Origin of the sequence: Kitasatospora sp. NPDC056731, from assembly GCF_040687675.1 — a bacterium.
GTDB lineage: Bacteria > Actinomycetota > Actinomycetes > Streptomycetales > Streptomycetaceae > Kitasatospora.
This window is the reverse complement of record NZ_JBFBNR010000008.1, coordinates 183,044-199,530: the sequence shown is the minus strand read 5'-3', so window position 1 is coordinate 199,530 and position 16,487 is coordinate 183,044. Positions and strand designations below refer to the sequence as shown.

Here is a 16,487-nt window from a genome sequence, read left to right as displayed (position 1 = left end):
CCGGGTGGAAAGCCCCTGGTCACGGGTGTTCAACGGCCCGTCCGGGGGCGGGTCGCAACGGCCCGCACCGCCATTCGCGTGCCGCGAAGTGACGCACCGCCTTCTGACGGGTATCGTCCTCTCGCTGCCTCGCATCGTCGCGTCGTCGTCACGTCGTCCCGTAACGCCGTCGGCCACGTCCCGGACCGGTGTTCGGCCAGCCCACACGACGCATCTTGCCTTCATCTGGCCGCCTGTTTCCTTCGCGCTCCCGTTTCCTCATCGGCCATCTCGCGGACGCACACTGTCCCCTCGCTCATCCCCGCCGGACCGGTCCGTGGACCCGAGTCCGTTCCGGCACCGCGCTGCCCGCCTCCGGGCCGCCGCCCCCGCCCCGCCCGACCGGCTCTCCGGCGTGCGCGGGTACCGGCGGGCGTGCTCCGGGGCCGGGGCGACTGTCCCTGCCTCCCGAGCCGTACCCCGGCACGGTAGGCACCCTCCGACCGATGAAGGACCGAAGGTTCCGTGCCCGTACCTGTCATCCTCACCGGCCGCACCGTGCGGCTGGAGCCCCTCGCCGCGCACCATGCCTCGGCCATCGCCGAGGCCGGCGCCGAGGACCGTACGACCTACGCCTTCACGCCCGTCCCGCACGGCCTCGAAGCGGCCCGCGACTACATCGCGCGCGCCCTCGCCGACCAGGCCGCGGGCCGGTCGCTGCCGTTCGCGACGGTGAACGTGGCAAACGGCCGGGTCGTCGGCTCCACCCGATTCCTGGAACTCGACTACTGGCAGGGGCCGGTGGTCTGGCCGCCGGTGCCCGGGGTGCCGTTCGGCGACCCGGCCACGGCCGTCCCGGACGCCGCCGAGATCGGCAACACCTGGCTCTCGCCGCGCGCCCAGGGCACCGGCATCAACACCGAGGCCAAGCTGCTGATGCTGCGCCACGCCTTCGAGACCTGGGGGGTGCAGCGGATCTCGCTGCGCGCCGACGCCCGCAACCAGCGCTCGCGCACCGCCATCGAACGGCTCGGCGCCACCTCCGAGGGCGTCCGCCGGGCCCACTCGCGCGGGCTCGACGGGGTGGTGCGCTCGACCGCGTTCTACTCGATCCTCGACGACGAGTGGCCCGCGGTGCGGGACATCATCGAGCTGCGGATCGCCGCCGCCACCTCGCCCAGCGCCCCGGATCCGGCGATCAACCAGGAGTGCCTTAGACACGGCGGCGGCCCCGGGCACCTGATCACCGCCTGACCCGGACGCCTGCTCACGGCCCGAAGGGGGCTACGGCCGCCACCCGTAGCCCCTGACGGCCAGGCCGAGGACCCGTACGAGGAGCTCCGGATCGGCAGCTCCCCGGAAGCGGTCGGGATGCGCCTCGGCCAGCGCCGACCCGGGCCGCCAGCCGCCGCCGCGCACCGGGGCGACCCGGACGCTCCAGATCTCGAAGCCGGTCCAGCTGCGGTGCAGGTGCAGCACGCCCTCGGCGGTGTGGGACACCCACTTGTCCTCCATCTCCCGGGGGCGCAGCCCGGCCCGGATCCGCTGCCACTCCTCGTCCGTCCAGACCACGTCCGGCACCGGGCAGGCGCGGGGCAGCAGCATGGGCTTCAGACGGCCCTCGCTCTCCGGGGCGGGCCGGACTCCGCCCGGCTCGGGGAACGCCCAGCCGGGCAGCGGTTCGCGGGCGGCCAGCCAGGCGGCCGGGATGCCCTCGGTCCCGGTGTGTGCGGCGACCACTCCCCCGGCGATCGCGGCCACCGTGTCCATGTCGCCGCCGGCCGCGACCGCCTCCCGGACGGCGGCCGGATAGTCGGTCAGGTGCCGGGCGGCGCACCACAGGGCGTACGGGACGGTGTCGACGGCGGACGTCCGGCTGCCGTTGCCCAGGATCTCGGCGGCGGCCCTCGGGTCCGGTTCGGCGAGCAGCTGGACCGCCTCGGTGAGACCGTCACGGACGGCGCCGTACGGGGTGAGGCCGATCACCGCTTCCAGGAAGGACTCCGGCGTCATCGCCTCGGTGCGCGCCCGCGCCGCGTACGCGGCGGCCACCGCGACCGCGACGGCGCCGTCCACCGCCTGCGGGTGGGTGTGGGTGATCACGGCGGTGTCGGCGGCGGGCCGGACCACGGAGGCCGGGTCCTCGGCGTACGCCGCCCCCAGCGGGGCGACCCGCATCGCGGCGCCGTTGCCGTACGAGCCCTGGCCGTCGAAGAGTTCGGCCGCCAGGTCCTTCGCGTCACCGCCCTCCCGGACCAGCCGCAGCATCCGGTTGGCGGCCGGCCCGTACCCCCGGTCGAAGTCGTGGTGCCGGGCGAAGGCGTGGGTGAGGTCGAAGGTGTCGATCGTGCCGCGTTCGGTGTGCGCGGCGTACACCGAACAGGCCATCTCGGTGTCGTCGGTCCACGGCCAGGGGCCGGGCGGGTCGGTGCGGGCGGCGAAGTGGGCGGCTGCGGTGGCCGGGACGAAGAACTGTGCGCCGTAGGCATCGCCTACCGAAAGGCCGTTGAGCGCGTCGAGCGCGGGGCCGGTGGGTGGAGTCGTCATATGGTCCCCAGCTCAGCGGTTCGACCGGTGCTCCGTCAACCTCATTCTCACAGGCTCCCCCGACGAGCGATGTTTCGCATACATCCGACCCTGGTGGGCAGCACCCGGGGTATGACCCGCGTGAACCCGCTCGACCCCGTCGTGCTGCTCGGCGCCGACCAGCAGCACATCGTCACCCGGGCGCAACTGCGCCGGCTCGGCGTGCCGTCCGGCACCATCGCCCACCGGCTGCGCCCCGACGGGCCCTGGCAGCAGGTGCTGCCCCGGGTGATCTGCCTGCAGTCCGGCCGATTGACGGCGCACCAACGGCTGCGCGCCGCGCTGGCGTACGCGAGCCCCAAGGGGCGGGCGCCGCAGGCCGGGGAGGTACTGCTGACCGGGGACGCGGTGCTGGCCGACGCGGGGCTGCCGAGCGCCGGACACCCGGCGGACCTGGCCCGGATCGACGTCCTGATCCCCGCCCAACGCCGGGTCGGCGACCGCGAGTTCGTCCGGATCCACCGGTCGGCCGGGCCACTGCCGGGCGGCTTCGAGCGGGACGACGGGCTGTGGAGCACCACCGTCGCCCGGGCGCTGGCCGACCTCGCGCCGGGCGAGACCGGGCAGCGCCGGTTCCGGGCGCTGTGCGCGGAGGCCGTCCAGCGGCGGCACTGCGAACTCGGCGAGCTGCTGGACCACTTGCTGGCCCGGCCGGGCGCGCTCGGGCTGCCGCAGGTGGCCCGGGTGGTGGAGGACCTCACCGCCGGAGTGCGGTCGGTGGTGGAGGGCGAGGCCCGCGAACTCCTGGCGCACGCGGGCCTGCCCGAGCCGCTGTGGAACCCGGTGCTCTTCCTGGACGGCCGCTTCCTCGCCGTCCCGGACGCCTACTGGCCGCACGCCTGCGTGGCGTTGGAGATCGACTCCCGCGCCTGGCACCTGCGCCCCGCCGACCACGAACGCGGCCTGGCCCGCGCCAACCGGCTGACCGCCGTCGGGCTCCCCGTGGTCCGCACCACCCCGGTCCAGCTCCGGCGCGACCCCGTCCCGGTGTTCCACGAGCTGACCGCCCTCCTCACCACCGGCCCGCACGGCCCCCACCGCCGGGTCAGCTGGCGCCGGGCCCGGTGAGGGCCGCGTGCTCGGCCCGGGCCACGAGCGCGGTGCGGGGTGTCAGCAGCGCGGGTCGATCTCCTGGAAGGTCGCGTAGTGGTCCGGCGACCAGTACTGCTCGCCGGAGCCGCCGGTGACCACGCGGCGGGTGCCGCGGTCGTTGGAGCCCGGGGTGACCACGGTGAACTCGTGGTAGTAGCCGCCGGACTTCTTCGGCAGGCGGCTCTCGCGGTTCTCGAAGACGATGCCGTCGCGGTTGTACGGGTACGGGCCGTTCTTGGCGATCAGGCCGAGGGTGTCCTGGGCCTGGCTGGGGAGCTTGCTGCGGCAGACGTCGGCGAGCGCCGGGTCGGCGGGCACCCAGGTGCCGCTCGGGGCGGGGGTGCCGCCGGCGGGCGGGGACGGCTTGGGGGCCGAGGACTTGGGGGCCGAGGCGCCCGCAGAGGTGGCGGTGGAGCTCGCGGCAGCCTTGGGGTGGCTGCTGCCGCCCTTGCCGGCGAGCAGGTACCCGATCCCGGCGACGAGGGCCAGGATCAGGACGGCCACGACGACGAGCGGGCTTTTACGTCTGGTCATGCGCCCCAGCTTGGCAGGCGCGCGGGCGCCGCCCGGCCAGCTACACACGTGGCCGCCGCCACATCCGGCCGGACGGGTAAGGACGGCCGGGAAAGGGCGGGGCCGCACACAGACGGACGGCCGGGCGGGGACGGACGCCATTGTCCGTCCCCGCCCGGCCGTTGTTACGTACGCCGGTTCTCCTGCGCCGAGCTCCGGTGTACGCCCTCCCGGTGGGGAGGGAAGCGGTCAGTCCGGCCCGCGGCCGAGGAGGGGATGCCTACCCTCTCTCAGCGCGGGTCGCTGCCCGCCGTCTCGATGGCGGCGCGGCCTGCCTCCAGGCGCGCCACCGGGATCCGGAAGGGGGAGCAGGAGACGTAGTCCAGCCCCACCTCGTGGAAGAAGTGGACCGAGTCCGGGTCGCCGCCGTGCTCGCCGCAGACGCCGAGCTTGAGGTCGGGGCGGGTGGCCCGGCCGGCCTCGACGGCGTGCTTGACGAGCGCGCCGACGCCGTCGCGGTCGATGGTCTCGAACGGGGAGACCCCGAAGATGCCCTTCTCCAGGTAGGCGGTGAAGAACGAGGCCTCCACGTCGTCCCGGGAGAAGCCCCACACGGTCTGGGTGAGGTCGTTGGTGCCGAAGGAGAAGAACTCGGCGGCCTCGGCGATCTGACCGGCGGTGACCGCGGCGCGCGGCAGCTCGATCATGGTGCCGAGCTTGATGTCCAGCTGCACGCCGGTGGACTGGGCGACCTCGGCGAGCACACGCTCGCACTCGTCGCGGACCAGCTCCAGCTCCTGGACGGTGCCGACCAGCGGGATCATCACCTCGGGGCGCGGGTCCGCGCCGGCCAGTCGGCGCTCGGCGGCGGCCTCAGCGATGGCGCGGACCTGCATGCCGAACAGGCCGGGGATGACCAGGCCGAGGCGGACGCCGCGCAGGCCCAGCATCGGGTTCTGCTCGTGCAGCTTGTGCACCGCCTGGAGCAGGCGCAGGTCGTTCTCGTTCGGGTCCTTGCGGGCCTCGGCGAGGGCGACGCGCACCGACAGCTCGGTGATGTCCGGCAGGAACTCGTGCAGCGGCGGGTCGAGCAGCCGGACGGTGACCGGCAGGCCGTCCATGGCCTGGAAGAGCTCCAGGAAGTCGCCCTTCTGCAGCGGCAGCAGGGTGGAGAGGGCGAGCTCGCGGTCCTTGTCGTTGTCCGCCAGGATCAGGTGCTCGACCTCCTTGCGGCGCTCCTCGCCGAGGAACATGTGCTCGGTGCGGCACAGGCCGATGCCCTGGGCGCCGTAGCGGCGGGCGCGCCCGCCGTCCTCGGCGTTGTCGGCGTTGGCGCGCACGGCGAGCCGGCGGCGGACGTCGGCGTGCGCCATCAGCCGGTGGACGGCCTGGACGAGTCCGCCCTGGACGTCGGCGCCGGCGTGCAGGGTGCCCTCGAAGTACTCGACGACGGGGGACGGCAGGACGGGGACCTCGCCGAGGTAGACCTTGCCGGTGGCGCCGTCGATGGAGACGATGTCGCCCTCCTCCAGCACCAGGCCGGCGGCGGTGGTCATCCGGCGGCGCTTGGTGTCGACCTCCAGCTCCTCGGCGCCGCAGACACAGGTCTTGCCCATGCCGCGGGCGACGACGGCGGCGTGCGAGGTCTTGCCGCCGCGCGAGGTGAGGATGCCCTCGGCGGCGATCATGCCGTCCAGGTCGTCCGGGTTGGTCTCGCGGCGGACCAGGATGACCTTCTCGCCGGAACGGGACCACTTGACGGCGGTGTAGGAGTCGAACACGATCTTGCCGATGGCGGCGCCGGGCGAGGCGGCGAGGCCCCAGGCGATCTGCTGGGACTCGGCGTTCGGGGCGAAGCGCGGGAACATCAGCTGCGAGAGCTGGCCGCCGGTGACCCGCATGAGGGCCTCGTCCAGGTCGATCAGGCCCTGGTCGACCAGCTGGACGGCGATCCGGAAGGCCGCGGCGGCGGTGCGCTTGCCGACGCGGGTCTGCAGCATCCAGAGCTTGCCGCGCTCGATGGTGAACTCGATGTCGCAGAGGTCGCGGTAGTGGTTCTCGAGCGTCTGCATGATCGTCATCAGCTCGTCGTACGACTTCTTGTCGAGCTTCTCCAGCTCGGCCAGCGGCAGGGTGTTGCGGATGCCGGCGACGACGTCCTCGCCCTGGGCGTTGGACAGGTAGTCGCCGTAGACGCCCTGGGCACCGGTGGAGGGGTCGCGGGTGAAGGCGACACCGGTGCCGGAGTCCTCGCCGAGGTTGCCGAAGACCATGCTGCAGACGTTGACCGCGGTGCCGAGGTCGTTCGGGATGCGCTCCTGCCGGCGGTACAGGCGGGCGCGGTCGCCGTTCCAGGAGTGGAAGACGGCGTGGATGGCGAGGTCCATCTGCTCGCGCGGGTCCTGCGGGAAGGCCCGGCCGGTCTCGCGCTCGACGATGCCCTTGAACAGCTCGACGAGTTCCCGGAGGTCGGCAGCGTCCAGGTCCAGGTCGTTGACGGTGCCCTTGGCGTGCTTGGCCTCGTCGAGGGCCTCCTCGAACAGCTCGCCGTCGACGCCCAGCACGGTCTTGCCGAACATCTGGACCAGGCGGCGGTAGGAGTCCCAGGCGAAGCGCTCGTTGCCGGACTGGGCGACGAGACCGACCACCGAGGCGTCCGAGAGGCCGATGTTCAGGACGGTGTCCATCATGCCGGGCATGGAGAACTTCGCGCCCGAGCGCACCGACACCAGCAGCGGGTTGTCGGGCTGGCCGAGCTTCTTGCCCATCTCCTGCTCGAGCGCGTCCAGGTGGGCGCTGATCTCCTGGTGGAGCGAGGAGGGCTCGCTGCCGGTCTCCAGGAAGACCTTGCAGGCCTCGGTGGTGATGGTGAACCCCGGAGGGACGGGGAGGCCAAGGTTGGTCATCTCGGCCAGGTTCGCGCCCTTGCCGCCGAGAAGGTCCTTGAGGTCCTTGTTTCCTTCAGTGAAGGAGTAAACAAACTTCTGCTGGGACGGCACGGGTCGGTCTCCTCGTACGCGGTTGCCCTGACGCCGGAGAACATACCCATTTCGAAGGTTCTTCTCTGCCCCGAATAGGCCGTACGAGGCCGGTACCCAGGGGTAACCCGATAGATCGAATGCACATAAAGGCGTTCACCTCTGTTGGTGAAATCGTCCGGATGACGCTAGCCCGCCTTCAAGTCTTGAACGAATAGAAACACGAAGATCGCACGATTCGGACGCTGGGTAGCGGTCGCGGGTCGCCCGCGTTGCCCCGGCTTGATTTCCTGCACTCGGATCGGCCGATCACCGGCCCACCGGCTTCGGGAAGCGATTCACAGTCGACCTGTCCATTTCGTCCACTGACCCGCCGTCAGGCGCCACCGCATGTGGCAAGCGTCACCAGCGCATCTCACCGGTCGAACGTAGTCCGCCTCCGCCGATCGTCGCACTCCGTCCAGAAACGCGCCCGTTCCGTGACATCGGACCGCCAAAAAGGAGCCCTCCTGTCCAGATTGGACAAGAGGGCTGGGACCGAGTGGCAGTGGGCCCTGGAGGGCCGATTTCGCCACTACGGACAGGTCATCCGCCAGAGGTGTCCGATTCGGCGTCCGCGCCCGGTCGGGCGCAGTCGTACGGATCGTCCAACCAGCCCTCGGGCAGCACCACCCGGTTGTTGCCGGCGGTACGCCCGCGCGGGCCGTCCGCACCGGCCGGCCAGGCCTGGGACTGCTCCACCAGGGCGAGGGTTTCGGCCAGTTCGGCCAGGGAGGAGGAGTTGGCGAGCTTCACCCGCAGCTCCGAGCCGACCGAGAAGCCCTTGGTGTACCAGGCGACGTGCTTGCGGAAGTCGATCACGCCGCGCGCCTCGTCCCCGATCCACTCGCCGAGCAGCTGCGCGTGCCGCACCATCGCCCGCGCCACGTAGCCGAAGTCCGGACGGGCGTAGTCGACCTCGCCCTCGAAGATCGAGACCAGGTCCCGGAACAGCCACGGCCGGCCCAGGCAGCCGCGGCCCACCACGACACCGTCGCAGCCGGTCTCCCGCATCATCCGCAGCGCGTCGTCCGCCGACCAGATGTCCCCGTTGCCCAGCACCGGGACGTGCGCCGGAACGGACTCGCGCAGCCGGGCGATCGCCGACCAGTCGGCCGTCCCGCCGTAGTGCTGGGCGGCGGTGCGCCCGTGCAGGGCGATCGCGGCCACGCCCTCCTCGGCGCCGATCCGGCCGGCGTCCAGGTAGGTCAGGTGGTCGTCGTCGATGCCCTTGCGCATCTTCATGGTGACCGGCAGGTCGCCCGCGTTGGCCACGGCCTCGCGCAGGATCTCGCGCAGCAGGTTGCGCTTGTACGGCAGCGCCGAGCCGCCGCCCTTGCGGGTCACCTTGGGGACGGGGCAGCCGAAGTTGAGGTCGATGTGGTCGGCCAGGCCCTCGTCCGCGATCATCCGGGCGGCCTTGCCGACCGTCACCGGGTCCACGCCGTACAGCTGGATCGAGCGCGGCTTCTCGCTGGCGTCGAACTTGATCAGCTGCATGGTCTTGGCGTTGCGCTCGACCAGGGCCCGGGTGGTGATCATCTCGGAGACGTACAGACCTTTTCCGCCGCTCTGCTCGCGGCAGAGGGTGCGGAACGGCGCGTTGGTGATGCCGGCCATCGGCGCCAGCACGACGGGCGGCCACACCCGGATCGGGCCGATGTCCAGCGGCGCGAACTCGGCGTCGGGCGCGGTGGGTGCGGGCGTGGCTGTCATGCGCGGCTGACCTCGGGGCAGGGGAACGGGACTCTCCATTGTCCCCCACCCGGGTCAGCCCCTGTTTCCGGGCCGCTCCGGGCCTCCCCGGACCGCTCCAGGCCTCCCCAGACCGCTCCAGGCCTTCTCTAGGCCGGGTCGACCGTGATCGAGCCCGAGGTGACCGAGCCGTGGATCCGGTTCGGGCTGGCCGGGTCCGCCAGGCTCGGGTCGATGTGGCGGCTGCCGCTGCCGACCTCGCCGCTGAAGGCGTAGTGGGAGTCCTGCGGCAGGGTCAGCTTCACCGAGCCGGACGTGCTCCTGGTGTCCACCGACCGCGGTGCCTTGGAGAAGGCCAGGTCGACCGCCCCCGAGGTGGTCTCCGCGTACACCTGCTCCGAGCTCAGGTCGGTGCCCTGCACCATCCCGGAGGTGGCGTGCGCGTACACCTGCCCGGACGTGCCGATCAGTTTCAGCTCGCCCGAGGTGAGGTCCATCCGGACGCCGCCGCTCAGGCCGTCCACCTCGACGCTGCCCGAGCTCACCTGCCCCGACACGTCGGTACCGGCCGGCACCTCCAGCTCGATCTGGGCACCGCAGCCGAAGTCGGCGAACGGCAGGACCTTCCGGCACTCCATGCCGACCGTGAGCACGTCACCGTCGAAGGTGGTCGACACCGACGGCTTGCGCACCATCCAGTCCAGGTTCTGCCGGACCACCACCCGGCCTTCCCGGCCCGCCCTGATCCGCACCGAGGCGCTGCCGGTGTCCAGCCGGAGCTTGTGGATGACGACGTTGTACGGCTGCATCGAGGTCGTCTGCTGCTGCACCACCATCGCCCAGGTCTGCATCCCGGCGCCGATCATGACGACCGCGATCGCGAGCGCCCCGGTGGTGCGCCAGGCCTTCCGCCCCCACGCCTTCGTCGGTCCGCCCACGGCTACCCGACCTCCAGGAACCGCAGCACCGCCAGCACCCGGCGGTGGCTGTCGTCGGCCGGCGGCAGGTCGAGCTTGGTGAAGATCGAGTTGATGTGCTTGGCCACCGCGCTGTCGCTGACCACCAGGGCGGCCGCGATCGCGGCGTTGGAGCGGCCCTCCGCCATCAGGCCGAGCACGTCCCGCTCGCGCGGGGTCAGCTTCTCCAGCGGGTCCCGGTGGCGGCGCAGCAGCAACTGGGCCACCACCTCAGGGTCCAGCGCGGTGCCGCCCGCGGCGACCCGCTGCAGCGCCTCCACGAAGTCGTCCACGTTGGCCACCCGCTGCTTGAGCAGGTAGCCGACGCCGCTGGTGTTGGTGGCCAGCAGGTCGGCGGCGTAACGCTCCTCCACGTACTGGGAGAGCAGCAGCACGGCGACGTCCGGCCACTGCCGGCGGATCATCAGCGCGGCCTTCACGCCCTCGTCGGTGAAGTCCGGAGGCATCCGGACGTCCGCCACCACCACCTTCGGGCGGTGCTCCTCGACGGCCGCCAGCAACTCGGTGGCGTCCCCGACGGCAGCGGCGACCTCGAAGCCCACCGCCTCCAGGACCTTGACCAGGCCGACCCTCAGCAGGACCGAGTCCTCGGCGATCACAGCGCGCACGGCAACTCCACGGTGATGGTGGTGGGGCCCCCGAGGGGGCTGAGAACGGACAGTGTGCCGTCGACGGAGGCGGCGCGCTTGCGCAGGCCGGTCAGCCCGGTGCCACGGGAGGCGTCCGCGCCGCCCACGCCGTCGTCACTGATGACCAGGCGCAGCCGACCGCCGACCGTCCGCACCGAGAGGTCGACCCGCTGGGCGCGGGCGTGCTTGGCCACGTTGGTCAGGGCCTCGGAGACGGTGAAGTAGGCGACCGCCTCGACGGTCGGGGCGACCGGCTCGGCGAGGTGCACATCCAGGCGCACCGGCAGCGGGGCGCGGGCCGCGATGCCGGACAGCGCCGCGTCCAAGCCGCGGTCCTCCAGGACCGCCGGGTGCAGGCCGCGGACCAGGTCGCGCAGCTCGTCGATGGCCGCCTGCGCCTCCTCGTGCGCGTCCACGATCACCTGCATGACCTCGGGCGGGACGTCCTTGAGGGTGCGCCGGGCCAGGCCCAGGTTCATCGCGAGGGAGGTCAGGCGCTGCTGGGCGCCGTCGTGCAGGTCCCGCTCGATCCGGCGGCGCTCGGCGTCCACCACGTCGACCAGCCCGGCCCGGCTCTCGGCGATCTCCTCGACCCGCCGCTCCAGCGCCTCCGCCCGGTTGGGGCCGAGCAGCAGCTGGGCCGTGCGCACCTCCAGCCAGGCCGCCAGCGCCGCCAGCCAGGGCATCACGGCCAGCAGCAGCACCCCGCCGACCGTGATCAGGACGTCCAGCCCGGCCAGCTCCGAGCGCAGCGGGCTGCCGACGGGCATCAGCCAGACCCAGCCGTACACGCTGGCCATCACCACGCCGGCGCCCCAGGCGTACAGCACCACCAGCGCGCCCGCCGCCAGCAATGGGCCGGCCAGCAGGTGGTGGACGGCCTGGCGCCAGGTCAGCCCCAGCAGCAGCCGGCCCGGCAGCCAGGCCCACGGCTCGCCCGGACGCGGCGGCGACACCTCCACCCCGCGCAGGGCGCGCAGCCGGCCGCGCTGGGCGGCGGTGAGCGGGCGGGTGCAGATGAGGACCAGGGCCGTCATCGGGAAGAGCAGCTTGGACTCGGTGACGGCCAGCCAGACCGGCAGGGCCAGCGGGAGGCCGGCGGCTATGAAACGGGTGTCCCGCCAGGCCTCGGGCGACCACGGGGGGCGCCGAAGGCTCCTGACGAGCGCTCGGCGCAACGTGGTGGAGGGCATGACCGACAGCGTAGGGCGCGATGATCAACGGCCGCCATGAAGGGGGGCTCACGGTCGGGGTGTATCTAGGTACACCCCGGATTCGGAGCACGGCACCACCGACAGCGACCCATGATCGACGGGAAGCTGGACGGCATGACGAGCACCGCATCGCACTCCGCCACCCCGCCGCACCGGCGGCCCGTCCCCGGGAGCCACGGGGGTGTTCCCGGGGACGCGCTCCGCCGGACGGCGGGGCCGGAGGGGACGCTGCCGGTCGGGGCCGGGCCCTGGTCGGTCCGCAGCCTGGTCGGCCGCCGCGGCCGGGCCGCGCTGGAGGTGTACCAGGACGGCGAGTTGGCCGATGTCCTGGTCGCCGCCCGGCTCACCCCGCAGCTGCTGCGCGGTGCTCGTCGCAGCCCGGCCGGCGGGCGGGCGCACCACGTGCTCGCCTGGGGCCGGCTGGCGGCCGACGGCAGCGCGCCCGCGGTGGCGTTCACCGCCGGGCGGCTGGCCGGGCCGTTCCGGGCCGTACGCTCGCTCTGGTCCGTACGGTCGCTCTGGTCGGCCGGGCCGTTCCGGTTCGAGCGGCCGGCCGTCGGCGCCGAGGTGGTCGCGGTCGCCGGGCGGTTCTGGCTCGCCTGGGCCGAGGGCCCGTACACCGGGGTGCTGGTCCGGCACCCCGGCGGGGACACCACCGAGCGGCAGCCGCTGGAGCGGGTGCGGCGCCGGGGCGAGGTCGCGATCGCGGGCGAGGCCTCGGTCGCCGGAGGAGCCCCGGTCGCCGGAGGGGCCGCATGAGCACCGCCGTCCTCGTCGGCCGCCCGGCCGCCGCCCTCGTCCTGCCCGCCCGCTTCGAGCGGGTGCCCGTCGTGGCCGCCGTCGCTCTGCTGCCCTGGCTCGCGGTCCTCGCCGCCTGCCACGAGACCCCGTGGGTCGTGCTCGACCTGCTGGAGTTCTCCGCGCTGCTCTCGCTCGACGCCCTGCTGCGCCGGCGCAGCGCCGCCGCCGGCTGGGCCGGCGGAGCGGTGGCCCTGCTGCTCGCGGGGGACGCGCTGGCCGACATCGCCTGCGCCGGCCCGGGCCACGCGGTGCTCGCCGCCCTGGTGATGGCGCTCGGCGTCGAACTGCCGCTCGCGGTGGTGTGCGTGCTGCTCGGGCGCGCCGTCCTCGCCACCCGCTAGAAGCCGTCAGGAGGGGCTAGAAGCTGCTGGGCAGCTGGCTCATCAGCGCGCGGGTCTCCTCGTCCAGCGGGGTGTACGTGATCATCCGCGTCCCGAGTCGGGGGCCGAGCCAGAAGCTGGTGTACTCGCAGCGCAGCAGTCCGACGCCCGGCACCTGGAACCGCTTGATCCCGTTGCTCGGCCCCATCACCTCGTGCCGCTGCCAGACCTCCGCGAAGTCCGGCGAGGTGAGCAGTCGGGCCAGCAGTGCCTTCCAGGCGGGCTCCGCGCTGTGGTCGGCCATCGCGGCGCGGAACCGGGCCACCATGCCGAGGCGTTCGGTCCGGTAGTCGATCAGCACCTCGCGGAACCGCGAGGGGGTGAACGCCAGCCACATCAAGTTGCGGTCCTCGGGCGGAAGTTCGTTGAGATCGCCGATGATCGCGGTGTACTGGGCGTTGTACGCGAGCACGTCGTAGCGGGTGTTGACCGCCACGGCCGGGTACGGCGCCATCTGCTCCAGCACCAGCCGCACGCTCGGGGTGACCGAGGGGCACTCCTTCACCGGCGCCGGGTCCTCCGCGCCGGCCAGGGTGAACAGGTGCGCACGCTCGCTCGGGTCCAGCAGCAGGGCGCGGGAGACCGCGTCCAGCACCTGGGTGGACACCTGGATGTCGCGCCCCTGCTCCAACCACGTGTACCAGGTCACCCCGACGGCGGCGAGCTGCGCGACCTCCTCGCGGCGCAGCCCCGGCGTGCGGCGGCGGCCGGTCGGGGGCAGGCCCACCTGGTCGGGGGCGATCCGCTCGCGGCGGCTGCGCAGGAAGGCCGCCAGGTCGTGCCGGCGGGCGTCGTCGGGGGCGGTCCGGGCTTGCGTCGCCGGGGCGGTCCGGGCTTGCGCGACCGAGGCGGACCGGGCTTGCGCGACCGGGGTGGTGAGGCTCATGGTTCCTAGCATGCGCCAGCCCGGAGCCTGTTGCCAGGTACTTCTTATACCTGGATAACCACACTCTGGTACCAGGGTACGGCCAGGCGGATCGTAGGACCCGTGACCCAACAACTCGCCGTCGCCCCCGACCCGGTCCGCGCCGCCACCACCCCCGGCACCGCGACCGCGACCGCCGCCCGCACCGCCGCCCCCTCCCTCGGCACCGCCGGGCTGGTCACCGTCCTGCTCGGGGCCTTCCTGCCGATGCTCGACTTCTTCATCGTCAACGTCGCGCTGCCCACCATCGACCACGACCTGGCCGCCGGGCCCGCCGTCCTCGAACTCGTCGCCGCCGGCTACGGCATCGCCTTCGCCGTCCTGCTCGTCCTCGGCGGGCGCCTCGGCGACATCTTCGGCCGCCGCCGGCTCTTCGTCGTCGGCGCCGCCACCTTCGCCCTCACCTCGCTCGCCTGCGGCCTCGCCCCCGGCGCCTGGACCCTGGTCGCCGCCCGCGCCGCCCAGGGCGCCTCGGCCGCGCTGCTGATCCCGCAGGTCCTCGGCACCATCACCGCCGCCACCGACGGCGCCCGGCGCGGCCGCGCCCTCAGCATCTACGGCGCCGTCGGCGGCATCTCCGTGGTCATCGGGCAGGTGCTCGGCGGCATGCTCGTCGCCGCCGACCTGTTCGGCACCGGCTGGCGCTCCGTCTTCCTGCTCAACGTGCCGTTCGCGCTGCTCACCATGGTCCTCGCCGTCCGCTACGTCCCGGAGAGCCGGGCCACCCAGGCCGCCCGCGTCGACGTGCCCGGCACCGTCCTGCTCACCGCCTCGCTGCTCGCCCTGCTCGTCCCGCTGATGGAGGGCCGCGCCGCCGGCTGGCCGCTCTGGTCCTGGGTGCTGCTCGCACTGTTCCCCGTCCTCGCCGCCGCCTTCGTCCTGGTCGAACGCCGGGCGGAGCAGCGCGGCGCCACCCCGCTGGTGCCGCCGTCCCTGCTGCGCATCCCCGAGATGCGGCGCGGCCTCGGCATCGCCCTGCCCTACTTCGCCGGCTTCGGCGGCTTCATGTTCGTCATCGCCGTCGCCCTCCAGCAGGGCCTGCACCTCGGCCCGGTCGCGGCCGGCTGGGCGCTCGTCCCGATGGCCGTCGGCTACTTCACCGCCTCGCTCTCCGGCCCCCGCCTGATCGGCCGCTACGGCAGCCGGGTGCTGAGCGCGGGCGCCGTCATCCAGGCCGCCGGCCTGGCCACCCTCGCCGTCACCGTCCTCGCCGACTGGTCGCACTTCTCCCCGCTGCGGATGGCGCCCGGCGTCGCCCTCGCCGGCATCGGACAAGGCCTGATCGGCACCCCGCTGTTCCGCGTCGTCCTCGCCAAGGTGCCCGCCGCCCGGGCCGGCGTCGGCAGCGGCGTCCTGGCCACCGGCCAGCAGTCCAGCCTCGCCCTCGGCGTCGCCACCCTCGGCACCCTCTACCTGTCGCTCTCCCCCAGCCTCGGCATGGACCGCGCCCTCGCCCTCTGCCTGGGCCTTCAGCTCATCGGCTCCTTCGTCATCCTGTACCTGACCACCCGCCTCCCCCGCTCCATCGGCTGAGCCCACCGGCCCCGGGCCACGGGCAACGGCAACGGCCCCGCGATCGACACCCGATCGCGGGGCCGCCGGCACGTCGCGGGGCGTCGGCGACGGCGAATCGGCGGGCTGGGCCGGGGCCCGGTCAGCGGCCGATGAAGTTCTTGTCGATGAGCAGTTGCAGGACGTCGGTGTGGAAATCGGGGAAGTCCATCGGGACGATGCCGAAGTGGGCGGGCTGCTGGCGGCGGGCGTTCAGGTAGTCGCGGACGGGAGGCACGATGGCGGCCGCGTTGACCTTGGGCCAGCCGCCGTTGGCGTAGCTGGTGAAGTTCACGTACATCCGCGGGGAGCCCTGGTCGAGGAAGGCGCGGTCGAACCAGTCGGTGACGGCCTTGGACTTGGCGGCGAGGCTGATGCCCTGGAAGGTGTCCTGGGTGGCGAACCAGGTGTTGGTGGCGCTCGACCACTGGATGACGGACCAGGGGTTGGCGAAGTCGGCGGCGAGGACGACGCGGCCGCGGACCTGGCCGAGGGTGGGCCACCAGGGGTTCGTCCAGAACAGGCCCCGGTAGCCGAGACCGTCCAGGTAGTGGTTGATCCGGCGCTGGAACTCGGTGTCGTCGAGCCGGTTCCCGCCCGCGTACTCGTTCCTGACGCGCATGACCAGGCCCTCGCCCGGGTTGGCGGCGAGGAAGGCGCGGCACTGGTCGAGGACGTCCTGGAGGCGGACGTACTGGTAGTTGTCGCTGTGGTAGATGCCGAGTTCGTCGGCCGTCCCGGCGAGCCCGTTGCAGCGGATGTCGAGGAAGCGGATGCCGCGCTGGAGCTGCTCGGGCAGGCCCCAGTTCTGGGTGTGGGACCACTCGGTGCCGTGCAGCGGGTCGGTGCAGCAGGAGTCGTGGGTGCCGGGGATCGTCAGGGCGGTCAGCGGCGTGGCGTCGTCCAGGGCGCTCATCCAGGCGGACGGGCTGACGGCGGCGGCTGCCGCCGCGTCCGGGCTGAACGCGGCGGCGGCCAGGAGGGCGCCGCCGGCACCGGCTCCCCAGCGCAGGACGTCACGACGGGTGGGGCTCATGCGGGCTCCTCACATCGACCTCTGGAAGGGGGAGTTGTCATGCCCCCTCCCCGATCTGCTCGATGGGACGGGCCCCGAAACCCGTGGCGCCC

At 73.1% G+C, this 16,487-nt stretch carries 14 protein-coding genes; 5 read left to right on the top strand and 9 right to left on the bottom strand.

What is annotated here, in order from left to right:
* The first annotated feature begins 504 nt into the window (after positions 1-504).
* Positions 505-1,233: a GNAT family protein gene (locus tag AB0R04_RS10985; protein WP_363369990.1), complete on the top strand. Its 729-nt coding sequence runs from the start codon at positions 505-507 to the stop codon at positions 1,231-1,233.
* Between the two features lie 30 nt (positions 1,234-1,263).
* Here the strand turns inward: AB0R04_RS10985 and AB0R04_RS10980 are convergent, their stop codons facing one another.
* A complete protein-coding gene (locus tag AB0R04_RS10980; protein ID WP_363369988.1) occupies positions 1,264-2,526 on the bottom strand; it encodes an ADP-ribosylglycohydrolase family protein in 1,263 nt (420 codons plus the stop codon).
* 111 nt (positions 2,527-2,637) lie between these two features.
* Between AB0R04_RS10980 and AB0R04_RS10975 the strand changes: the two genes are divergently transcribed.
* Entirely contained in the window at positions 2,638-3,633 is a 996-nt protein-coding gene (locus AB0R04_RS10975; RefSeq protein ID WP_363369986.1) for a hypothetical protein, read from the top strand.
* Between the two features lie 42 nt (positions 3,634-3,675).
* On the opposite strand, the gene AB0R04_RS10970 is transcribed toward AB0R04_RS10975, so the two are convergent.
* The 6 genes from AB0R04_RS10970 to AB0R04_RS10945 all read right to left on the bottom strand — a co-directional run bounded on the left by AB0R04_RS10970 (position 3,676) and on the right by AB0R04_RS10945 (position 11,681).
* The gene (locus AB0R04_RS10970) at positions 3,676-4,191 is read right to left on the bottom strand and encodes a ribonuclease (protein WP_363369984.1); all 516 of its coding nucleotides are present in this window, start codon (positions 4,189-4,191) and stop codon (positions 3,676-3,678) included.
* 269 nt (positions 4,192-4,460) lie between these two features.
* A complete protein-coding gene (gene ppdK / locus AB0R04_RS10965; RefSeq protein ID WP_363369982.1) occupies positions 4,461-7,169 on the bottom strand; it encodes a pyruvate, phosphate dikinase in 2,709 nt (902 codons plus the stop codon).
* A 564-nt stretch (positions 7,170-7,733) separates the two neighbouring features.
* The gene (gene dusB / locus AB0R04_RS10960; RefSeq protein ID WP_363369980.1) at positions 7,734-8,903 is read right to left on the bottom strand and encodes a tRNA dihydrouridine synthase DusB; all 1,170 of its coding nucleotides are present in this window, start codon (positions 8,901-8,903) and stop codon (positions 7,734-7,736) included.
* Between the two features lie 128 nt (positions 8,904-9,031).
* Positions 9,032-9,820: a DUF4097 family beta strand repeat-containing protein gene (locus AB0R04_RS10955; RefSeq protein WP_363369978.1), complete on the bottom strand. Its 789-nt coding sequence runs from the start codon at positions 9,818-9,820 to the stop codon at positions 9,032-9,034.
* A 2-nt stretch (positions 9,821-9,822) separates the two neighbouring features.
* Positions 9,823-10,467 carry a response regulator transcription factor gene (locus tag AB0R04_RS10950; RefSeq protein WP_363369976.1) on the bottom strand — a complete coding sequence of 215 codons (645 nt, stop codon included), beginning with the start codon at positions 10,465-10,467 and terminating at the stop codon, positions 9,823-9,825.
* Positions 10,455-11,681: a sensor histidine kinase gene (locus AB0R04_RS10945; protein WP_363369974.1), complete on the bottom strand. Its 1,227-nt coding sequence runs from the start codon at positions 11,679-11,681 to the stop codon at positions 10,455-10,457. Before AB0R04_RS10945 ends, AB0R04_RS10950 begins: the two co-directional genes overlap by 13 nt.
* A 135-nt stretch (positions 11,682-11,816) precedes the next feature.
* Between AB0R04_RS10945 and AB0R04_RS10940 the strand changes: the two genes are divergently transcribed.
* Positions 11,817-12,461: a hypothetical protein gene (locus tag AB0R04_RS10940; protein WP_363369972.1), complete on the top strand. Its 645-nt coding sequence runs from the start codon at positions 11,817-11,819 to the stop codon at positions 12,459-12,461.
* Positions 12,458-12,844 (top strand): hypothetical protein, encoded by a 387-nt coding sequence (locus tag AB0R04_RS10935; RefSeq protein ID WP_363369970.1) that lies wholly within the window; start codon positions 12,458-12,460, stop codon positions 12,842-12,844. Before AB0R04_RS10940 ends, AB0R04_RS10935 begins: the two co-directional genes overlap by 4 nt.
* 16 nt (positions 12,845-12,860) lie before the next feature.
* Here AB0R04_RS10935 and AB0R04_RS10930 read toward each other — a convergent pair whose 3' ends face one another.
* Positions 12,861-13,769: a helix-turn-helix transcriptional regulator gene (locus tag AB0R04_RS10930; RefSeq protein WP_363369968.1), complete on the bottom strand. Its 909-nt coding sequence runs from the start codon at positions 13,767-13,769 to the stop codon at positions 12,861-12,863.
* 102 nt (positions 13,770-13,871) lie between these two features.
* Between AB0R04_RS10930 and AB0R04_RS10925 the strand changes: the two genes are divergently transcribed.
* Entirely contained in the window at positions 13,872-15,341 is a 1,470-nt protein-coding gene (locus AB0R04_RS10925; RefSeq protein ID WP_363369966.1) for an MFS transporter, read from the top strand.
* Between the two features lie 121 nt (positions 15,342-15,462).
* On the opposite strand, the gene AB0R04_RS10920 is transcribed toward AB0R04_RS10925, so the two are convergent.
* Positions 15,463-16,395 carry a phosphatidylinositol-specific phospholipase C gene (locus tag AB0R04_RS10920; protein WP_363369964.1) on the bottom strand — a complete coding sequence of 311 codons (933 nt, stop codon included), beginning with the start codon at positions 16,393-16,395 and terminating at the stop codon, positions 15,463-15,465.
* Positions 16,396-16,487 lie beyond the last annotated feature (92 nt).

What these genes read in the sequence shown, in the direction of transcription:
- AB0R04_RS10975 (WP_363369986.1), top strand. Translation starts at nt 2,638, where the DNA reads ATGACCCGCGTGAACCCGCTCGACCCCGTCGTGCTGCTCGGCGCCGAC.
- AB0R04_RS10935 (WP_363369970.1), top strand. Translation starts at nt 12,458, where the DNA reads ATGAGCACCGCCGTCCTCGTCGGCCGCCCGGCCGCCGCCCTCGTCCTG.
- AB0R04_RS10940 (WP_363369972.1), top strand. Translation starts at nt 11,817, where the DNA reads ATGACGAGCACCGCATCGCACTCCGCCACCCCGCCGCACCGGCGGCCC.
- AB0R04_RS10930 (WP_363369968.1), bottom strand. Translation starts at nt 13,769, where the DNA reads ATGAGCCTCACCACCCCGGTCGCGCAAGCCCGGTCCGCCTCGGTCGCG.
- AB0R04_RS10980 (WP_363369988.1), bottom strand. Translation starts at nt 2,526, where the DNA reads ATGACGACTCCACCCACCGGCCCCGCGCTCGACGCGCTCAACGGCCTT.
- AB0R04_RS10970 (WP_363369984.1), bottom strand. Translation starts at nt 4,191, where the DNA reads ATGACCAGACGTAAAAGCCCGCTCGTCGTCGTGGCCGTCCTGATCCTG.
- AB0R04_RS10920 (WP_363369964.1), bottom strand. Translation starts at nt 16,395, where the DNA reads ATGAGCCCCACCCGTCGTGACGTCCTGCGCTGGGGAGCCGGTGCCGGC.
- dusB (WP_363369980.1), bottom strand. Translation starts at nt 8,903, where the DNA reads ATGACAGCCACGCCCGCACCCACCGCGCCCGACGCCGAGTTCGCGCCG.
- AB0R04_RS10945 (WP_363369974.1), bottom strand. Translation starts at nt 11,681, where the DNA reads ATGCCCTCCACCACGTTGCGCCGAGCGCTCGTCAGGAGCCTTCGGCGC.